This window comes from Blastocatellia bacterium (assembly GCA_035573895.1).
In the GTDB taxonomy this organism is placed as follows: domain Bacteria; phylum Acidobacteriota; class Blastocatellia; order HR10; family HR10; genus DATLZR01.
This window is the reverse complement of record DATLZR010000149.1, coordinates 1-19,117: the sequence shown is the minus strand read 5'-3', so window position 1 is coordinate 19,117 and position 19,117 is coordinate 1. Positions and strand designations below refer to the sequence as shown.

General features: G+C 60.4%; 16 protein-coding genes and 1 tRNA gene. All 17 read right to left on the bottom strand.

The annotated features are described in order from the left end of the window. Positions 1–208 precede the first annotated feature (208 nt). The 17 genes from VNM72_12880 to VNM72_12800 all read right to left on the bottom strand — a co-directional run bounded on the left by VNM72_12880 (position 209) and on the right by VNM72_12800 (position 18,994). On the bottom strand, positions 209–1,672 hold the full coding sequence (locus VNM72_12880; protein ID HXF06290.1) for a sigma-54-dependent Fis family transcriptional regulator: 1,464 nt from the start codon (positions 1,670–1,672) through the stop codon (positions 209–211). Positions 1,673–3,070: 1,398 nt separating this feature from the next. Beyond that, positions 3,071–3,424, bottom strand: a complete 354-nt coding sequence (locus VNM72_12875; GenBank protein HXF06289.1) for a cell division protein ZapA — start codon at positions 3,422–3,424, stop codon at positions 3,071–3,073. An 18-nt stretch (positions 3,425–3,442) separates the two neighbouring features. Further along, on the bottom strand, positions 3,443–3,724 hold the full coding sequence (locus VNM72_12870) for a hypothetical protein (protein HXF06288.1): 282 nt from the start codon (positions 3,722–3,724) through the stop codon (positions 3,443–3,445). Between the two features lie 66 nt (positions 3,725–3,790). Continuing rightward, positions 3,791–5,836 (bottom strand): phenylalanine--tRNA ligase subunit beta, encoded by a 2,046-nt coding sequence (pheT, locus tag VNM72_12865; protein ID HXF06287.1) that lies wholly within the window; start codon positions 5,834–5,836, stop codon positions 3,791–3,793. 84 nt (positions 5,837–5,920) lie between these two features. Further along, the gene (gene pheS / locus VNM72_12860; protein ID HXF06286.1) at positions 5,921–6,994 is read right to left on the bottom strand and encodes a phenylalanine--tRNA ligase subunit alpha; all 1,074 of its coding nucleotides are present in this window, start codon (positions 6,992–6,994) and stop codon (positions 5,921–5,923) included. A 74-nt stretch (positions 6,995–7,068) separates the two neighbouring features. Then, complete coding sequence (gene rplT, locus VNM72_12855; GenBank protein ID HXF06285.1) at positions 7,069–7,431, bottom strand: 50S ribosomal protein L20; 363 nt, start codon at positions 7,429–7,431, stop codon at positions 7,069–7,071. Positions 7,432–7,552: 121 nt separating this feature from the next. Beyond that, positions 7,553–7,756, bottom strand: a complete 204-nt coding sequence (gene rpmI, locus VNM72_12850; GenBank protein HXF06284.1) for a 50S ribosomal protein L35 — start codon at positions 7,754–7,756, stop codon at positions 7,553–7,555. Between the two features lie 9 nt (positions 7,757–7,765). Then, positions 7,766–8,386 carry a translation initiation factor IF-3 gene (gene infC / locus VNM72_12845; protein ID HXF06283.1) on the bottom strand — a complete coding sequence of 207 codons (621 nt, stop codon included), beginning with the start codon at positions 8,384–8,386 and terminating at the stop codon, positions 7,766–7,768. Positions 8,387–8,428: 42 nt separating this feature from the next. Further along, on the bottom strand, positions 8,429–10,381 hold the full coding sequence (gene thrS, locus VNM72_12840) for a threonine--tRNA ligase (protein HXF06282.1): 1,953 nt from the start codon (positions 10,379–10,381) through the stop codon (positions 8,429–8,431). 152 nt (positions 10,382–10,533) lie between these two features. Next, a tRNA-Val gene (locus tag VNM72_12835) sits at positions 10,534–10,608 on the bottom strand. Positions 10,609–10,649: 41 nt separating this feature from the next. Further along, positions 10,650–12,137: a cytochrome c biogenesis protein ResB gene (locus tag VNM72_12830; GenBank protein HXF06281.1), complete on the bottom strand. Its 1,488-nt coding sequence runs from the start codon at positions 12,135–12,137 to the stop codon at positions 10,650–10,652. Between the two features lie 77 nt (positions 12,138–12,214). Continuing rightward, positions 12,215–12,784, bottom strand: coding sequence for a hypoxanthine phosphoribosyltransferase (gene hpt, locus VNM72_12825; GenBank protein HXF06280.1), 570 nt, complete (start codon positions 12,782–12,784; stop codon positions 12,215–12,217). A 64-nt stretch (positions 12,785–12,848) separates the two neighbouring features. Next, positions 12,849–13,418 carry a methyltransferase domain-containing protein gene (locus VNM72_12820; protein HXF06279.1) on the bottom strand — a complete coding sequence of 190 codons (570 nt, stop codon included), beginning with the start codon at positions 13,416–13,418 and terminating at the stop codon, positions 12,849–12,851. A 191-nt stretch (positions 13,419–13,609) separates the two neighbouring features. Beyond that, positions 13,610–14,557 carry a methionyl-tRNA formyltransferase gene (fmt, locus tag VNM72_12815; GenBank protein ID HXF06278.1) on the bottom strand — a complete coding sequence of 316 codons (948 nt, stop codon included), beginning with the start codon at positions 14,555–14,557 and terminating at the stop codon, positions 13,610–13,612. Between the two features lie 142 nt (positions 14,558–14,699). After that, entirely contained in the window at positions 14,700–15,209 is a 510-nt protein-coding gene (def, locus tag VNM72_12810; GenBank protein HXF06277.1) for a peptide deformylase, read from the bottom strand. Positions 15,210–15,491: 282 nt separating this feature from the next. Continuing rightward, complete coding sequence (locus VNM72_12805) at positions 15,492–17,885, bottom strand: TonB-dependent receptor (GenBank protein HXF06276.1); 2,394 nt, start codon at positions 17,883–17,885, stop codon at positions 15,492–15,494. A gap of 452 nt (positions 17,886–18,337) precedes the next feature. Beyond that, the gene (locus tag VNM72_12800; protein HXF06275.1) at positions 18,338–18,994 is read right to left on the bottom strand and encodes a hypothetical protein; all 657 of its coding nucleotides are present in this window, start codon (positions 18,992–18,994) and stop codon (positions 18,338–18,340) included. Between the last annotated feature and the right edge of the window lie 123 nt (positions 18,995–19,117).

Genomic DNA, 19,117 nt, shown 5'->3' with positions numbered 1-19,117 from the left:
TCCCATAACCAGTCATGGGCAAGAGGGTTTTTCAAAAGGCAATTGGTATCAGATCAGAGCCCCACCCGAGCGAAATAGGGTATGTGGAGAATTGAAGGCGGCACTGGTCCGGCGACGGTCATTTCACCCCCCTGGAACTGAACAGCGGGATGAGAGGGGATGCCGAGGGTCTTCACTCGGAGCGACAGGGCTTCTTTCTCGACACGCTCTACCTGATGCCGTACCGTTTCATCTTCTTGATCAACCCCTGGCGACTCACGCCGAGCATCCGCGCCGCCCGCTGTTGATTGTGCCGACAGGCCTGGAGAGCCTCCAGGATCATCCGCTTCTCGATCTCGGCAACGGCTTCTTTCAGCGAGCTGACGGATGGAGACGGGACTTTTCCTCCCCGCCGGATGTTCTCCGAGAGATCATCCTCGGTAATCGTCCTTCGCCAGGTCATGGCCGCCAGTCGTTTCATCTCGTTCTCCAACTCCCGGACATTCCCCGGCCAGGAGTAACTCATCAAGCAGGCAATGGCTCCAGGCGACAGTTTTTTGGGTTCCCTCCCCATCTCCCGACAAGCGGTGGTGAGGAAATGGGTGGCCAGGAGAGGAATGTCCTGCCGGATCTCTCTCAGGGGAGGCATCTCGATATGGATCACTTTCAAGCGATAGTATAAATCCTCACGAAACGTTCCCTTCGTGATCTCCTTCGCAAGGTCCTTGTTCGTTGCCGCCACGATGCGCACGTCAACGGGGATGGGGCGTCGCCCTCCGACGCGCTCGATGACGCGCTCTTGCAGAGCGCGAAGGATCTTCGCCTGAGCCGGGAGGCTCAGGTCGCCGATTTCGTCGAGAAAGAGTGTTCCCCCATGAGCCTCCTCGAATTTTCCCGCGCGTCGTTCGACACCCGTGGCCACGCCCTTCTCGATGCCGAAGAGTTCAGTCTCCACCAATCCTTCCGGCAAGGCCGCGCAGTTCAACGCCACAAAGGGGCCACGGGCGCGCGGGCTGCTGTAGTGAATCGCCCGGGCGACCAGCTCTTTGCCTGTTCCGCTTTCGCCCGTAATCAAAACGGTGAGGGTAGTGTCGCTGATTTGCTCGATGAGCCGCACCACGCGCTGAATCTTTTCGTCCGTGCCGAGGATATTCTGAGTGGCGAATTTCCCCTCCACCTCTTTCCATAACCGCGTATTCTCCTCCAGAAGACGATCCCGATGCTCCCTCAACTGGCTCACCAGCCGGGCCGTCTCGATGGAAATGGCCGCATGAGCAGCTAACGCTTTCAATAGCTCCTCGTCCTCCGGGGTGAAAGATCCTCCCTTCTTGTTCAATACCTCGAACGTGCCGATGATCTCTCCCTCGGTGGTACGCAGCGGTACGGCCAGGATGTTGCGGGTGCGATAGCCCGTTCGGGCGTCAATTCCGGGATAAAAGCGAGGGTCCTGGCGGACATCATCTACTCTGATGGTCTCTCCCGTGAGGGCCACGGCCCCGGCAATTCCCAGGCGGGCATCGAATCGAATCGGTTCGCTCGCCAGCGCCACTTGCGACCAGAGCACGCGCTTCTCTTCGTCCAGGAGAAAAATGCTCGCCCGATCCGCTTCTATGAGTCGCGTCGCTTCGCGGGCGATCAGGTCTAACAACGCGTCCAGGTCGTGCTCGGCGCTCAGCTTCTGGCAGATTCTCAAGACTGCCGAGAGCTTTTCCCCGAGGGAGCCATGCTGTAAATGCGACTGAGCTGGCCTTCCACCAGAAGTCATTGCTTTCCCCCTTACCTGCGACCCGACGGCATAAGTGGCACACTGTCCGCGTGTAGCCGCCATTCTATCAGCGTGGTCCCCGAGCGTCAACATCGTTGACAATACGCTTCCGCCGTTGACTCTTACCGGTACGTCGCCCCCAACCAAGGAGTGTGACTTTTCAGGCAACGATCGTGTGCCAATAGCGCAGACGGGATTCCGATTACTCCCTGGTATGCTTTCAATGCTCTTGACTTCTCTCCCAGCACATCGGACCGGCTGAGATTCCCCGGCTCATGTAGCATCGCTTCGATCCCCCTGGCCGTGTGGCAGAGCAGTTGTTTTGTCCTCCGTGTATCCGACACAACTTCAAGAAGTATGATCAAGGCACACGGTGACATCCTTCCTACCCCGAGAGCCGTCGCCCGAGGGGCGAACTCGCTGAGAAAGATGAGAGCCAGCGCGGTTGTGCGCCTGGTGCTCGGCGTGCTAATGGTGTTCAGCGTAAGGCCCGTCCTGCCTCGACCTCAACATGGGCCGACCTCCTGTCAGCCACAATAATGCCCAACAGCGGCAATCGAGGAGCGACGCTTTCGATCGTCATCATTATTGAGTCCGAACTGTGGAAAGCCAAAGATAAGGGGATGGTGGAACGTGATCAAAATGGCGCTTTTTGCATCAGGGGTTGAACGAGAGCACAGTCAACGTCCGCAGTGATGGGAGATAGAGGCGAGAGATATGATCGGCGAACACCTGGTGACACTGGGCGCGCGGGGAGCAAATAGTGAATTAGGTGCCCTGACTCGATGCTCCGATGAACAGGCTTCTGTTTCGATTCGGCTACAAGCAGCTCAGATAGGGCGTGTTCCTCTCAAGACCGGGAAATCCGGCCGTGGAGTACTGCTTCTCCATACGGATGCCTTAGCGAACGTGATTCCAGCTTACAGGGTCGCTGCGACCTGTACGGCCGGACTAAAGGCCGAGCATGATTTAACATCCCAGCGCCACACACTGTGACGCTGACAACGGGTGAAGCAAAATTGTGGGTGTCGCCCGTTCAGGGATTGCTGCCTGGGCTCCGGGCTGCACGGAAATCAAAAGCGAAGACGCTCGGCTCCGACGGGTTGAAAGCAGGTGCGCTCATCGCTCAGGCGGGGAATCCGGCTCGCGGCGTGCTGTTGATCCACATGGATGGGATCGCATCTCCCGGAAAAATTCAGTTGACCGTCACGGCAACCGATGGTCTTCTGACCGATCAGCGGGCGATAACTCTGTCAAAGGAGGGCCGGTGGAGTGGGCCTCCCGAAGGAGCGAACCCGACCGTTGCGGTGATCCGGGAAGTGAGCGCTAGCGATAGAGGCGACCGGCGTCGGGCGATGAATCGGTTTTCGGCACGTCCAGCCGGTAGCTCTTGAGCACCTGGTCGAGCAATTCGCCGGCCTCGGCGCTGCGCTGAGCCAGTTGCGCATCGAGCTGCTCATAGCGTTGTTTCATCTGATGCAGCTCATCGGCAATATGCAGCGCCGCCAGAATGGCCACCTTCAGCGAATCTACCGTCATCGTGGCCGAGGCGATCTCCCGCATCCGCCGATCCACGTACTCGGCGAGTTGAACGATGTACTCGCTATCGCCGTTGCCGCGAATATTGTAGGTTTGATTGTAGATTTCGACTTTGACGCTTTGAGTCTGTGCTTGATCCATAGGCTCCCTGCTTTGTCTTTACCTCCTCACGGAGTCAGCCATCTCTTGTTCGAGAATGGCAAGGGCTTCGAGCATCGCTTCGATCTTGAGCTTGATAGTGTCGCGTTCAGTCAGCAGGCGTTCGACTTGAACTTCCAGACGATCTTTCTCCGCCAGCAGGGTGCTGATTTCCCGACGGAGCCCGACGACTTCTTTCTCCAGGGCTTCTTTCTCTTGCCGCAGGGCCTTGAACTGCTCGATGGCGCGATAGATCTTGTCTTCGAGATGTGCGAATTTTTCTAAGCCGCTCAATCCGACCACGCTCCTTCCTCCGCGTTTTACAAGTGCCGGTATTTTACTCCGAACGATCGTCTCTGGCAACACCTTTTACTGCCGCATCTCGGCCTGGAACCGATCCTTGAGCAGAGCCACGATGCGGCTGTGAATCTCGGTGATCTCATCCTCGGTCAGGGTGCGATCGTCGGCCTGCAATCGAAGGCTGATCGAGAGCGAGCGCTTGCCCGCCGGGATGCCCGTGCCGGTGTAGACGTCGAACAAACGGACATCGGTCAGCTCGCGGATGCCAAGCCGGCGGATGCTGTCGGCGATCTCGGCATAGGTCACTCCCTGAGCGACGATGAAGGAAATATCTCGCTGGACTGCCGGGAAGCGAGGTAAGGGACGATAGCGAACGGTCTCCCCCGCCTGCGTCACCAGCTGATGCATGTCCACGACGGCGACGAAGACCGGCTGCTTGAACTTGAACAGGGCGGCCACCCGGGGATGCAGTTGCCCGCAGTCGGCCAACCACTTCCCGTGCAGGAGAAAACGCGCCGATTGTCCGGGATGGAGATACGGCTCCGGCGAGGTTGTGACCGTGTAATCGCCGAGTCGGAGCTTCTCCAGCACGGCTTCGAGTACGCCCTTCATCTCATAGAATCCGAACGGGCGCTGATGGTCGCGCCAGGCGGTTTCATTCATCAAGCCCGTCGCCGCCAGCCCCAGCAATTCCACCTCATCGGGGCGATCCGCCGCCGCGCGAAAACACTTACCGATTTCAAAGAGGCGGACATTCTTGACGCCGTGATTGAGATTATGCGCGAGCGACTCCAGCAGTCCCGGCAGCGGGCTCGTTCGGAGTTGGGCGCGCGTTTCGTCAATCGGGTTGAGGATGCGCACCACCGGCGTCTCCTCCGACCGAAACAGGGCATCGAGGGCCTCGTTGACGAAGCTGAAGGTGATGGCCTCGCTGAATCCCTGCATGATGAGAAGACGACGAATGTCGCGTCGCCTGTCCTCTCCCGGCAACAATTCTCCGGCGCCGTTCCAGGGCGGCAATGTCACGGGGATGGTGTCATAGCCGATGTGTCGCGCCACCTCTTCGACGAGGTCGTCCTCTCCATCCATATCCACCCGGAAGCTCGGCGGCACGGCCGTCAGTTCCTCGTCGTTCACGCGCTCGACGGCAAATCCCAGGGCGCGTAGAATGCGTTCGGCTTCACTCAAGGGAATGTCCATGCCGACGATGCGCCGGAGCCGCGACCGACGCAGTCGCAGCCGGGGCCGCGTGAGCGGCCGAGGATAAACATCAATCAGGCCGCGGAGAATGCGTCCTCCGGCGACCTCCACGATCAAGCGGGCGGCGCGATCCGCCGCTTGCGCTGGCGCTTCGTAATCAGCTCCTCGCTCAAATCGGTAGGAGGCCTCGGTCGCCATCCCCAGCGCCCGCGCCGTGCGACGAATCGAGACGGGGTGGAAGTAAGCACTCTCCAGCAAAACATTGGTCGTCTGGAGGGAAATCTCCGTGTCCTCGCCCCCCATAATCCCGGCCAGGGCCACGGGACGAACGGCATCGGCGATGACGAGCATCTCATCGCTCAACGTGCGCCGGACGCCATCGAGCGTCTTGAGCATCTCCCCCGCGCGGGCGCGACGCACAATGATGCGGCGCCCGACGAGCCTGTCGAAATCAAAGGCGTGAAGCGGGTGTCCCAGCTCCAGCAAAACGAGGTTGGTGATGTCGGCCACGTTATTGATGCTGCGTTGACCGAGCTTTTCCAGCCGCTCGACGACCCACGGCGGTGAGGGGCCGACGCGCACGCCCATGATCAACCGGGCCGTATACCGCGGACACAACTCGGGATCGTGAATCTCGATGGAGGTCAGGTGGGCGGCTTCTTCGTCGTCTTCTTCCACGCGCGTCTCGGGCCATCGAACCGATGTCCCGCAGATGACGGCGATCTCCCGGGCCACCCCCAGATGCGACAGGCAATCGGGCCGGTTCGAGGTCAGATCGAGATCGAGAATAGCATCTCCGGCCACCTCCTCGACGCGATCAACGGCGAGTCCCACCATCGTCAGCTTCTCCGCTAGATGGCGCGGACTCAGATCGAAATCCACCAGTTCCTTGAGCCAGGTATAGCTGACCTTCATAGCCTCACCCGAGCACCCGCCACCAGCCGAGCGATACCGGGAGCGCGCCGAGCATCAATATTCCCCCCAACGGCAGACGAGATGTCATCCGAACTGCTGGAGAAACCGCAGATCGTTCTCGTAGAGCAACCGAATGTCATCGAGCCCGTACATGAGTCCCACCATGCGATCCAGGCCGAGACCGAAGGCGAAGCCGGTGAACTCCTCGGTATCAATGCCGACGCCTCGCAGCACGCGGGGATGAACCATGCCGGAGCCGCCGAGTTCGATCCATCCCGATCCCTTACAGATGCGGCAGCCCCGGCCTCCGCACACGAAGCAACTGAAGTCCACTTCGGCGCTCGGCTCGGTGAAGGGGAAGTAACTCGGACGAAAGCGCGTGCGCGTCTGCGGCCCGAACATGCGCTTGACGAACTCGTCGAGCGTACCTTTCAGATCGCCCAGCGAGATATGACGATCAATCGTGAGTCCCTCGACCTGGAAGAACATCGGATTGTGCGTGGGATCGGGCGTATCCCGGCGAAAGACTTTCCCCGGCGCGATGATGCGCAACGGAGGCCGCCGTCGTTCGAGCGCGCGAATTTGTACGGTGGAGGTTTGCGTCCGCAGGGCCAGGGCTTGCTCGGAACGCGCCGGGTCCCGGCGCGGCTCATCCGACCGAGGGCCGTTGCTCAGGTAGAACGTGTCCTGAGACTCTCGGGCCGGATGGCCGGGAGGAATATTGAGCGCATCGAAGTTGTAGTAGCTCGTCTCCACCTCCGGTCCATCCTCAATGGCGTAACCCATCGCCACGAAGATGTCCTCGATGCGCTCGCGGATCAGGGTGATGGGATGCAGGTGCCCGAGAAGTGGCTTGAGTCCCGGCAGCGTGATGTCCAGTCGCTCGCGCTCGAATTTTTCTTCTTCGGCTCGAGCCTCGAGCTGCTGCCGTCGCGCCAGAAGAGCCGCTTCAATCGCATCCTTCAGCTCGTTGACCGCTCGTCCGACGGTGCGGCGCTCTTCAGGAGGAAGCTTTCCCAGTTCCCGGATGGCGGCGGTGACGAGTCCGCTCCGTCGCCCCAGATACTTATCGTGCAGCGCCGCAAGCGACGCGAGATCACCGGCGACGGCCAGCTCGGCATCGAATTGACGACGAATCTCGTCGAGTCGCTCGTGCATGGGACCGGTATGAGAGACCGCCTGCGGACACCCGTTCGACGAACCCGGCGCAACAGACGATGACGGGCATCCGCTCACGCCGAGGGGAGCGCTTTCTTGGCCAGGCTCACCAGTTCCGTGAACGCTGCCGCATCGTGGACCGCCAGATCAGCCAGCACTTTGCGATCCAGCGCGACGCCGGCGAGCTTCAGACCGTGCATGAGCTGGCTGTAGCTCAACCCCTGCTGTCGCGCGGCAGCATTGATACGAATGATCCAAAGACTGCGAAAATCACGCTTCTTGAGCCGACGCCCGATGTAGGCGAATTTCAGTGCGCGCTCGACCGCTTCTTTGGCGTAGCGGTGAAGTCGGCTCTTGGCTCCCCAGTATCCCTTGGCCAGGCGCAGGTATTTCTTCCGGCGTTCGACGCGTTTATGTCCTCGCTTGACTCGTGGCATAGGTCATCTCTCTCCTTCTCGAACCGGCTGCGCTCGGTGCATCCCGGGCGCCGATCCGGCGATACCTCCACGGGGCCTCACTGAGGCGCCGAGTCCTCCCGGCGCGACCCCGCGTCTCATCCTACTCTCTCCCGTAGGGGAGCATTCTCTTGATCCGGGCGGCATCGGTGGAATCCACATAGACATCCCGATCGAGAAGCCGCTTTCGTTTCGACGATTTCTTGGTGAGAATGTGCCGGGCGTGTGAGTGACCGCGTTTGATCTTACCCGAGGCGGTCAGCCGAAATCGTTTGTACGCCCCTCGATGTGTTTTGAGCTTGGGCATGGTTCCTCCTCAAGGGTTCGGACGTTCGGAGGGTGCTCCCTGACGAGCGACCTCCCTTTTCTTGGGCGCAAAGACGACGCTCATATTCGGTCCTTCCATGCGCAGGGCCGATTCGACCACGGCGACCTCAGCCAGATCGGCCATCAATCGCCGGAGCAGGTTCTCGCCCAGTTCCTTGTGAACGACCTCGCGCCCGCGAAAGTGAACCGTCGCCTTCACCTTATCTCCTTCGCTGAGGATTCGCTGCGCGTTTTTCATCTTGAACTCGTAGTCATGATGATCGGTGGCCGGACGGAACTTGATCTCTTTGACGGTGATGACCGTCTGCTTTTTCTTCGCCTCCTGAGCCTTTTTCTTTTGCTCGTAGAGGTATTTCCCATAATCGGTGATCCGGCACACCGGCGGATCGGCCTGGGGCGCGACCTCGACCAGGTCCAGGTCGCGCTGGCGGGCCAGAGCCAGCGCCTCGCGCAGCGGCAGAATGCCGATCTGCTGGCCGTTTTCATCAATGACGCGCACCTGCTCGGCCCGAATCCGCTCGTTGACGCGGTACGGCGAGCGGTGATCGCGCCGGAAGTCAGATCGTCGGTAAGATGGTCGGCTGATAGCGTCCTCCTTTCGTTCTCGCATCGCGTGTCCTTCGGCAACGGGACGCGCCAATCTCCACCGTCCTCACGAAACAGCCTCCCACTCCAGGCTGATGCTCCGTTGCCGCACCAGATGACAGGCACGATCACAAAAAACGTCCACCGGAAGAGCGCCCAGGTCGCCCCGGCTGCGCTCGCGGACGGAGACCGTTCCTGCCTCTGCTTCCCGCTGCCCGACCACCAGCATGAAGGGGATCTTCTGCAACTGCGCCTGACGGATCTTGGCGCCGATCTTTTCGTTTCTCGCGTCAAGCTCCACCCGCAGTCCGGCTTTTTGCAGACGCTTTTGAACGGCGACGGCGTAGTCCTGTTGCTTATCGGTGATCGGCAGGACGATGGCCTGAATCGGAGCCAGCCACAACGGGAAGGCTCCCGCGTAGTGCTCGATGAGGATACCGAAGAACCGCTCCAGCGAACCCAGAATCGCGCGATGAATCATCAGCGGTCGGTGAGGCCGATTGTCCTCCCCAATATATTCCAGCTCGAATCGCTCGGGCAGATTGAAATCGAGCTGAATGGTACCGAGCTGCCAGGAGCGGCCGATGGCGTCCACGACTTTCACGTCAATTTTGGGTCCGTAAAAGGCCGCCTCGCCTTCGATTGTGCGGAAGTCGAGATCCAACTGACGGAGCGCCTCGGCCAACGTCTTCTCGGCCCAGTCCCACATGGCTTCACCGCCCATGTATTTGGAGCGATCTTTGGGGTCGTGGACCGACAGTTCGACGGTATAATCGAAGCCGAACGTGCGATAGACATGACGCGCCAGATCGAGGCAGCCGATGATTTCCTGCTTGAGCGTCTCCGGCGTGCAGAAGATGTGAGCGTCGTCCTGAGTGAACCCGCGCACCCGCAGCAAGCCATGCAAGACACCGCTTCGCTCATAGCGATAGACGGTGCCGAACTCCGCCAGCCGCAGCGGCAGTTCGCGATAGCTCCGGTGCCGACTGGCATAAATGCCGATGTGGAAGGGACAATTCATCGGCTTGATCTGATACTGGACGTCATCCACCGCCATGGTGGCGTACATGGAGTCGCGGTAGAACTCGGCATGGCCCGACCGCTGCCAGAGACCGAACTGCGCAATATGCGGCGTATAGACGAGTCCGTAGCCGCGCTCGATCAGTTCCGCCCGGAGGAAATCTTCGATCTCCTTGCGGATGATCCCGCCCTTGGGATGCCAGAAGATGAGTCCCGGTCCATACTCTTCCTGGATGCTGAACAGATCCAGTTCCCGACCGAGCTTGCGATGGTCGCGTCGCTCGGCCTCCTCGCGCTGGCGGAGGAAGGCCGCCAGTTCCTCCTCGCTGAAAAATGACGTGCCGTAGATGCGTTGCATCTGGTGGCTGCGCTCGTCCCCGCGCCAGTAGGCACCCGCCACGCTGAGCAACTTGATCGCCTTGATGCGACCGGTCGAGGGAATGTGAGGGCCGAGGCAGAAGTCAATCATGTGATCGCCGAGCTTGTAACAACTGACCACCGGCCCGCCTTTATCCGTGATCAACTCGCATTTCAGATGATCGCCCACGGCGGCAAAATGCCGCAGCGCCTCGTCACGGGGAATCTCGATCCGCTCGAATGGAATATCCTTCTCGATCAACTCCCGCATCTTCTCCTCGATGCGCTGGAGGTCCTCCGGGGTGAACCGTTCCGACCGGAGGAAATCGTAGAAGAACCCGTCGTCGGTCGGCGGCCCGATTCCGAGCAACGTCTCGGGATACAGCTCCAGGACCGCGGCCGCCAGCAGGTGGGCCGACGAGTGGCGATAGACCTCGAGGGCTTCAGGCATTCCCGGGAGAATCGGCTCCACCGTGCTGCCATCGGGCGGTCGGTACGTCAGGTCAACGAGCTGACCATCCACCCGAGCTACCAATGCCTGTGCGGCGATCTGGCTATCGGCTCGGGCAATCGCTTCGGCGGCTGTTAGTCCAGAAGGAACTTCGATCGGTTCCCTGTCAGGAAGACGAACCCACACTCCCATTGTCGTTCCGACGTTACACTCCCTCCCGCATGGATTGACGATGGCACCTCACGCGCACGGGTGAGGATTGCATCGCTCGCGTCATCGTGCAGACTGCCTTCATCGGTCCAATCATCACCCGCTTCAAAGGCGCCCATCATACCAAATAAAAATGGTAGGCGCGAGCGGATTTGAACCGCTGACCCCTACCGCGTCAAGGTAGTGCTCTCCCCCTGAGCTACGCGCCTATTCCATTGTGTCAGCGCGAGACAATCTAGCAAAGAGAAAGTCAGCCTGTCAAGCATGCCTTCACCACTGCCTCAAACTTCTTTTCAAACCCCAGGTGATGGCGATTGGTTTCACCCCCCAGGACGAATCGCGCACGGTCGCCCTCTCTTTGAACAACCACCCACAGGCGCTCATGAGCAAAGGCAAACACGAGCATCAGGGCCAGAATCAGCACCGCCGATCCTCCGTAGACGGCGCCGACTCCGGGATCATATTGAACGCGGAGAATGTGGTGCTGACTCACCCGGTCGAACGACTGCAGAACGACGCGCCAGCCGGCCAGACGGAACGGCGCGAGGGAATCATTGGAATCGGCGGAAAACAGATCGGCCGCCTCTTCGCTGAGCGCCCATACCGTTTTCCTCTCCCCGTCGGACGACGTGATTTCCAGCTCAGCGGCGGGGTTCGTATAGTCGTCTGATGCCGATCGGGGTTCGCCTCCCACAAGTTGCAGATCGGGGAAAAATCGAACGAATCGAACCGTTCCCACTCCCTCCACCGAGGCCGCCTGAAGTTTGTCGAGCGTGATCACCTGAGGCTCACCATTGTCCCGGCGGAAACTCACGACGATGCGACTCGCATCGGCGCCGCCGCCGGTTGCCGATTGAAAGAAGCGATGGCCTCGATAATCGAGCGGCCCATTCACCTTGATGACGCCCTGATGTTCCCGGTCCCGGTCCCGGATCGTCACCTCGGTATACCAGTTGATGATATTGGCCGGAGTCATGGGACCCTGAGGGTTTTTCAGTTCGACCCAGATGCGACGACACACCACCGTGAACGGAAGCGGCCGTCGCTCGTCTGGCCGGTTCAGCGCCGGCACACCGGGAATGAACAGATCGGTGACCGTCGTCCCCGGAGCAACGGTGATGATCCCCTCATATCCCCACCGCGAGCCCACGAAGGCTCCCGCCAGGATGACGACGAGCGAGAGATGAACCACCAATCCTCCCCACCGCACCCATCGGCCCCGTTCGGCGAACACCGTCGTGCGCTCGCCCTCGGATGTCACCGTCACGCGAAACCGGAGAGCCCGACACACCGCCGCGCAGCGATCCACCACATCGGCGGAAAAACCGGTCTCCCCCGTGCGCGAGAAGGCCAGTGTTGAGAGAAAGGCCACCGGAGGAGCGAGAGCCGGTCGGCGATAAAACCGCAGCGCCTTGGCTCCGATGTCAATCGAGGCCAGCGTGAGGTTCAGCGCGAATAAAACCATCAACCCGCTGAACCACCAGGCATGATAGAGATCAAACAGCCCGAGGCTGCCATAGAGCGCCCGCTCGGCCGGCGTCAAGCGCCGATAAAACTCGTCGAAGTTCTCCAGCGTGACCTGGGGAATCACCGTGCCGAGCAACGAGGAAATGACCAGCAGGATCATGAGCGCGATGCCAAACGGAACGGAGCTGAGGAAGCTCAATGCACGATCCAGCCAGTCCGTCGTCGCTTCGCTTTCGATTTTTCTCTCCGACGTCGGTGCGTTTTCGTTCATAGCGAACCCATCCAGGACCACCTCTCCCTTCACTGTGCCCGGGAAAGAGGATCGGTGAGGAGAATCATCATGATGGTCTAGGGAAGCGTCGGGGCATTTTTCAGGATCGCCACGAAGGGGAGATTGCGGTATCTTTCGGCATAGTCGAGACCGAATCCGACGACGAAGGCATCGGGGATGTCAAACCCCTTATAGGCGACTTCGACCTCAACCCGTCGCCGCGACGGCTTGTTGAGCAAGGTCACGATGCCGATCGAGCGAACCTCCCGCGAGCGAAAGTTGGTGAGCAGGTAGTTGAGCGTCAAGCCCGTATCGAGAATATCCTCCACCACCAGGACGTCTCGATCCGCCAGGCTTTCGTCAAGGTCCTTAATGATGCGCACTTCACCGGTGGTGCGGGTGGAGCGGCCATAGCTGGAGACAGCGATGAAATCGAGCGTGACCGGCAGATCAATGTGTCGCATCAGTTCGGCCAGAAACACCACCGCCCCCTTGAGCACACCCACGAGATGGGGCGTGCGCCCGGCATAGTCCCGGGTGATCTCAGCCCCCAGCTCAGCGATGCGCTTTTTGAGCGTCGCCTCGTCAATGAGGACTTCGAGTTCCGGATTCTGAAACTCCGAGATACAAGCACCCTCTTGTGGCATGGTGATCGTTCCTCCGGCAACACATCACCGGCAAATATATCGGTCAGCTCGGCAGCGAGTCAAATTATTTGATGACCTCCAGGACGGCGTGAATCTCCCGCGCGCGAACAACAAAGGCCAGATACTCCTCCCAGATCCGACGAAAGAAGCGCCAGCGGCGGTGGTGCATCACCGCATTGATGAGCCACTCCACCCCCATCCATCGCCACAGCCGAAGCATTTTCACCTGAACGGTGATGACATGAAACCGGCCTCGCCCCAGATAGTAACGGGCCGGATGGTCGGCATCGAAGTAGTCGAACGTGTAGGAACTGAAGTGCCAGCGATGCGTGGGATCGCGCCAGGAGTGGGCATAGGAATAGTGCGGCGTCGTGATGTAGAGCCGGGCACCCGGCCGGGCAATGCGATGAAGCTCATCGAGAAAGTGAACGACCGATGCGACGTGTTCGATGATATGGCGGGCGTGAATCTCGTCGAAAGCATCGGTCACAAAGGGATAGGGGAACATCTCCAGATCATAAACAACGTCCACTCCCTCGACCGGAATGCGGTCCAACCCGATGGCGCGAGCGACCTTGTTGCGCCCACACCCCACATCCAGAAGACGCCGGGTATTGGCCCCCTGCCGATCCACGTTCCACCACGAAGAGCAGAGTCAGCTTAGAAGCTCCGCCGGTGCCTGTCAACCACCAGGTGACGAGGTAAAAGGTGAGGGGGCCTGGACGAGGGGGCACGACGCCGTACTAACTGAGCGAGAGGGAAAAGATGAGCAGGTGCGTGCTCGCCCGCCTGTCGTTTCCCCAGCGACGGTCGGCGCGACGGCGGCTACTCCAGACGGATACCGACTTCCAGGCGGGCTCCTTTGAGGAATTCGCGGGCGGGCAGGCGCTTGCGCCCTTCAAGCTGAAGTTCCGTGATAATGAGCCGCGAGTCCCCGCCGCAGATGACGGCAAACGCATCCTTTCGGATCTCACTGATTGTTCCCGGCGCAAGCGCGCGCTGCTCCGGCGGGATGGGGGTTTCCGCCTCTGCGCGCCAGAGAATAACCCGCGCGCCCCGCAATGTCGTCCAGGCCCCTGGCCAGGGTTGAAACCCCCGCACACGGTTGCGAATCTCTTCCGCCGTGAGCGTCCAGACGATACGACCATCCTCCCGCTTGAGCAGAGGGGCATAGGTCGCTTGAGAATCATCCTGAGGAATCGGCGTCAGGCGTCCTTGCCGGAGTCCTTCCAGCGTCTCGATGAGCAGATCGGCTCCCATCCGGGCCAGTCGCTCGGTCAGCTCCGCAGCCGTTTCATCGGCCCCAATGGGACACGACCGTTGAAGCAAGATCGGGCCGGTATCCATCCCCTCGTCCATGAGCATCGTCGTCACGCCCGTTTCGGTCTCGCCCCGAACAATGGCCCAGTTGACGGGAGCCGCTCCCCGATATTTCGGCAAGAGGGAGAAATGAACGTTAATGCATCCCCGCGGAGGGATGGCCAGCATCCAGGGTGGAAGAATTTTCCCGTAGGCGACGACGACGACGGCTTCGGGTGCGAGCGCGTGAAAAATCTCCCGCACTTGCTCGTTAGTCTTGATCTTCTCCGGCTGATAGACCGGCAGGCCTCTTTGCTCGGCCCGAACCTTCACCGGCGATGGAGTGAGCTTTTGGTGACGCCCCACCGGCTTATCCGGCTGCGTGAAGACGGCCAGGACCTGGTGACCGTGATCGAGGAGCTTCTCCAGCGTCGGGACAGCGGCTTCGGGTGTTCCCATGAAAATGAGGCGCATAATATCGCGACCTTTTCTCTCGGTATGAGCCCGCGACCTGTGGCTCAAGCAGATGTCGCAGGCCGACAAGTCGCCTCGTTGTGGTACACGCTTTCCGGCCCGTACCGGCTTGCAGACTCCAAAATCCGCGCGACGCCGGCTGTTACCACTCTCCGGCCTTGATCAGTTTTTTGATCTTCCGCTCAAGAAGATCGCGTTTGATCGGGCTGAGATGAACGAGGTAGAGTTTGCCGTCGAGGTGATCCACTTCGTGCGCGACGCAGCGCGCCGCCAGATCGCGCACGTCCAGGGTGTACTCCTTCCCATCGAGGTTGAGGCCGCGAGCGACCACGCGCACCGGACGCGCGACCTTGGCATAGAAGCCGGGAAGGCTCAGGCACCCTTCTTCGGCGATGTCCTCGCCCTCAGCGACGAGGATCTCCGGATTGATCATGACGTATTTTTGCGCCGGGTCTTTGCCTCCGGCGCAGTCCATGACGAAAATTCGTTTATTAATGCCGATTTGCGGAGCCGCCAATCCCACGCCCCGCGCCGCGTACATTGTCTCAAACATATCCTGGACGAGCGTCACCAGCTCACCGTTGAACTCCGTGACCGGGTCCGACGGACGTTCGAGCCTCGGATCGCCGTATTTGATGATCGTTCGCACCACGATTGACTTCTCTCCTCTGTGTGATTTCACTCACGAGCCCCTTTCTAGCCCACGCCGAGAGGCTTTGTCAAGCACGCGCTCCGAATCGCAGTCGAGGAATCTCTCAGGGACAGAGGGGGCCGCTGCGAGGTCCTGAAATTCTCGCCGGAGATGAACCGGATACGTCTTCCCATTCGTGCGCCTGCACGCGAACGGTGAGCACGTGGATGCGAATGGAGTGCGTGTTCAGATCGGAGTGATTCGACGGGAGATCCTGTTTCGCGGAGGGACAGGAGACCGACATCACTTCCGGCCGAGGAAGCGAATGCGCCCGGTGAAGGTTCGCCCCTGACGTCCGCTGAAGGTCAAAAACCCCGGCGCATCTCGATTGTTGTTGACGACGGTGGGATTGTCTCGACCGGTGAGGTTATTGAACCCGGCCCGCAGCGCCCATTGAAACCCGAAGAGGTGAAACCGCCGCTCGACATGAAGATTGAGAGAAAAATAGGCGGGGAAGCGCTGTCCGTGAGGAGCACCGACGAGTTGCTGATCCCCATTGACGACGCTGAAGGGAAATCCATCGCGCCACTCAAGCGAATAGGCGAGATCGAATCCCTTCCCCACGGGCATCCAGCCCCAGCAGACCAGGCGATTGGGCGTATCCCAGGGCAGAGGTCCACCCGCTTGTGGGCTGAAGGTGAAGGTATCGAGGCTGTAGTCGAGCACCGCATCGGATCGCGCCGATGACCGCGTATAGGCGACAAAGATCGTGGATCCCCGGGCGAATGTTCGTCGAAGGCTCACCTGCACGGCACCGTAGCGATCGTGCCGCATCGGACGCAGAACGAACAGACGAGAGACCCCGTCGGTTTGACCCACAAAGGCCCAATCCTTCGCTCCCCGTTTGCGCAAGACCTCGAGCTGAAGGTAGATCGAGGCCGGAAGCTTTTGTTCCAATCCAACGCTCCACTGCCAGGTGCGCGGGACTTTCAGCTCCCGTTCCGTAGCAGCAAAGGCCGTCTCCACCGGGGGGAGGCGAAGCGTGCGCCCATCCTCAGCGTAAAAAAGATCACGACGAGTACCCTCGTGCGGGCGCGCGAGCAGGACGAGAAGCGGGGCATCGGAAAAAAGCCCGACCCCGGCGGTGATCTTCGTCTCATGCCGAACGAGATAGCTCGTCGCCAATCGGGGAGAGACCATGACCTGCTGGAGAATCTGATCCCAATCAAACCGTCCGCCCATCTCGATGACCCAACGATCCTGAACCAGCCATCTGTCCTGAACGTAGGCGCTGACCAAAACATTATTGCGGGCGAAAGGCGGACGGTTCTCAAATGTCACCTGGCGGGCGAGCGTGCCGTCCTGGCGGAAAATCATTATCGGATGGCGTTGGATGGCCTGCGCGAACCGGAGAGCCTCGATATCAACGCCCATCTTCAGCTCATGACGGCCATACCAGAGGCGCGGCGGGAGGAAGAGGTGGGCGAGTCCCTGGAATCGCCGCGCTCGATCATCACTCCGCTTGAAGAAGTTGCCACTCACCCCATCGGGACGGATGACGTAGTGTTGAGACCCGTGCGGAATATCGGCCCTATGAAACCAACCGGCGGCAAATCCCACATCGAGCAGCCACCCCGACTGTGTGGAGACCTGATCCTTGAACGCGAGGAAGGAGACCGTCTGTTGCTGGCGGACCGTCGCCTCCGGCGGGACAAACGGCGAGAGACCGGCGCGGGGCGAGCGCGACCGATTCACGAGCACGGAGGCCGCGAGAATGTGGCCGGAACCGATATTGACCTGACCTTTGATGAGATTGCTCACGCGCCAGCGAGAGTTCCGATCGGCTCCCGGCGGCAATTCTCTCACAATCGCCAGATCATACTCGCCATCCAGCGCCTCGTAGAACCACGCCTGCTTCTTCCGCAGAGGGCCGGATACTGTCGCCCGGGGCGTCCAGTTATTGATGTGAAATCCCTTGCGGTTTTGAAACGAAGGGATGAAATCGGTGGCCGAGAACCGATAGCGATCATCCCCCATCCCGGTCAGGAGAGCCACCACACCGCCGCTCGCTCGACCGTATTCGGCCGCATACCGGGCGCTCTGAACGTCAACCGAGCGCACCGCATCCACGCTCACGCGCAGATCGAGCTGACCGGTCGCCGGATCCGCCACACGGAATCCGTCGAGCTGATAGAGCGTTTGAGAACTGGCCGAACCGCTCAGGTGGATCTGACCGGTTTCATCCCGGACGATGCCGGGCATGAGCGGGAGCGCGTAGCGAATGTCGCGCGTGACCGGATAGGGAACGGTGAGAATCTCGCGGGAATCAAGCGTCCGACCGGCGCTCGTTTTCGTCGGATCAATCGCCGGAGGCGAATAAACGACATCCATCTCTTCGACGAACTCTTGAATGTGGGTGAGCACGATCTCCATCTGGGAGGTTTGATCGGGGCGAACGTCATCGAGCGTGACGACGTAAAAGCCCTCCTTCTCCACCCTCAACTGATAGACGCCGGGCGGCAAGTCGGTGAACTCGCGCCTCCCGGAGTAATCACTCTCGCCCCGGAAGACCGCGCCAGAGGCCGTGTGCGTGAGGATGATGCGTGCCGACGTCACCGCGACGCCGTTTTCGTCGGTGACTGTCACGCGCAACCGCGTGAGCGTCTCCCCTTGCACCCGCACCGAGTTCGCATCCACCGGATCTTCCTCGCCCAAGAGGGAGTGCGATGCCGGAGGCTCACGTCCGGGATTCTTCCGCCGGGGAATTCCTCGGTCTTCACCGAAGCAAGTTTCGCCAGACCCCGATCGCAGGGACGGCGGCGCCCCTCGCCAATGCGCCAGAATCTGCGTCGAGGGAATAGGCCCGGCCGGAAGAAGAAGGAGGATCAGGATCACCCCTGCCCGTAGCACAGGCGCGACAAGCCAGCCCGGAGCACCGTCATGACTCCCACCGATCAGGAGGGAAAAGGTCCCGGTACATCGTCTGCTCTCACCGGAGATCCGATTCATCGCCGCATGAGCAGGCGTTGATCATAAGCCGGAGGTTCTTCCGCGAGGTTGCCAAACGGGCGACTCGCGCCCCTTGAATTTCACAAGGGTCGCAGCGCCTTTGCGCCCGGGCACCGGATGAGAACCATGAGCCCGACGGCTCATCGTGAGGTGAGCGACGGGAGCTGAAGCGGCTGTTCTAGTTTCATCCGCAGGATGGTTCCCGGATTGAGCCGGATGTCGTTGCCTGTGGTCAGGAGAACGCTCCCGCCCAGGGTGCTGGCGATCACGATCCCGGCGGCCCGACCGCTGCGGGTGATCAATCCCACGGCGGTGCCCGCAGCCAGTCCAATATGGGCTCCCCGATAGACGTTCTCCACCGTCTGAGCGCCGCTGCGACCGCCTCGGGCGATGCCTTCGTCGTCGCTTTTGATCTTCTTGTCGTTGCGCCAATCGTCAATGGCGGCGAGAGTCAACGTTGCTGGCTCTTCGCCATAACTCAAGCGCACGCGATCAAAAACAAGCGAGAGTTCCGATTGACGCTGACCGCGCCGGGCGGGTTTCACATGCGTCACCCGTCCGAGAAAGAGCGTTCCCTCCCGGAGCACGAGCTGACCGTCAATGATCAGATCATCGTAAAGCGTCGCGCGAATGGGATCGCCCACTTCGCTGATCTTGGTGCTGACCGGCGTTTGCAACGACAGGCGCAGGACGGTGCCCGCGGGCACGACGACATTTTGTGGCGACTGCGCCCCCGTCACAGAGATCGGGCCGGTCATAAAGGCGAGACCGAGAAGCACGCTGACAACCGTCCTCATTCTTCTCCCTCCTGGCTCGCGGCATTTTCATGGTCATTATACCGCAGGGAACAGCAAAAGAGCGATCCTTAAACCCACGAAACACCCGCAGCGGGAACGCCTTTCTCTCAGGTTCTCGGAGAC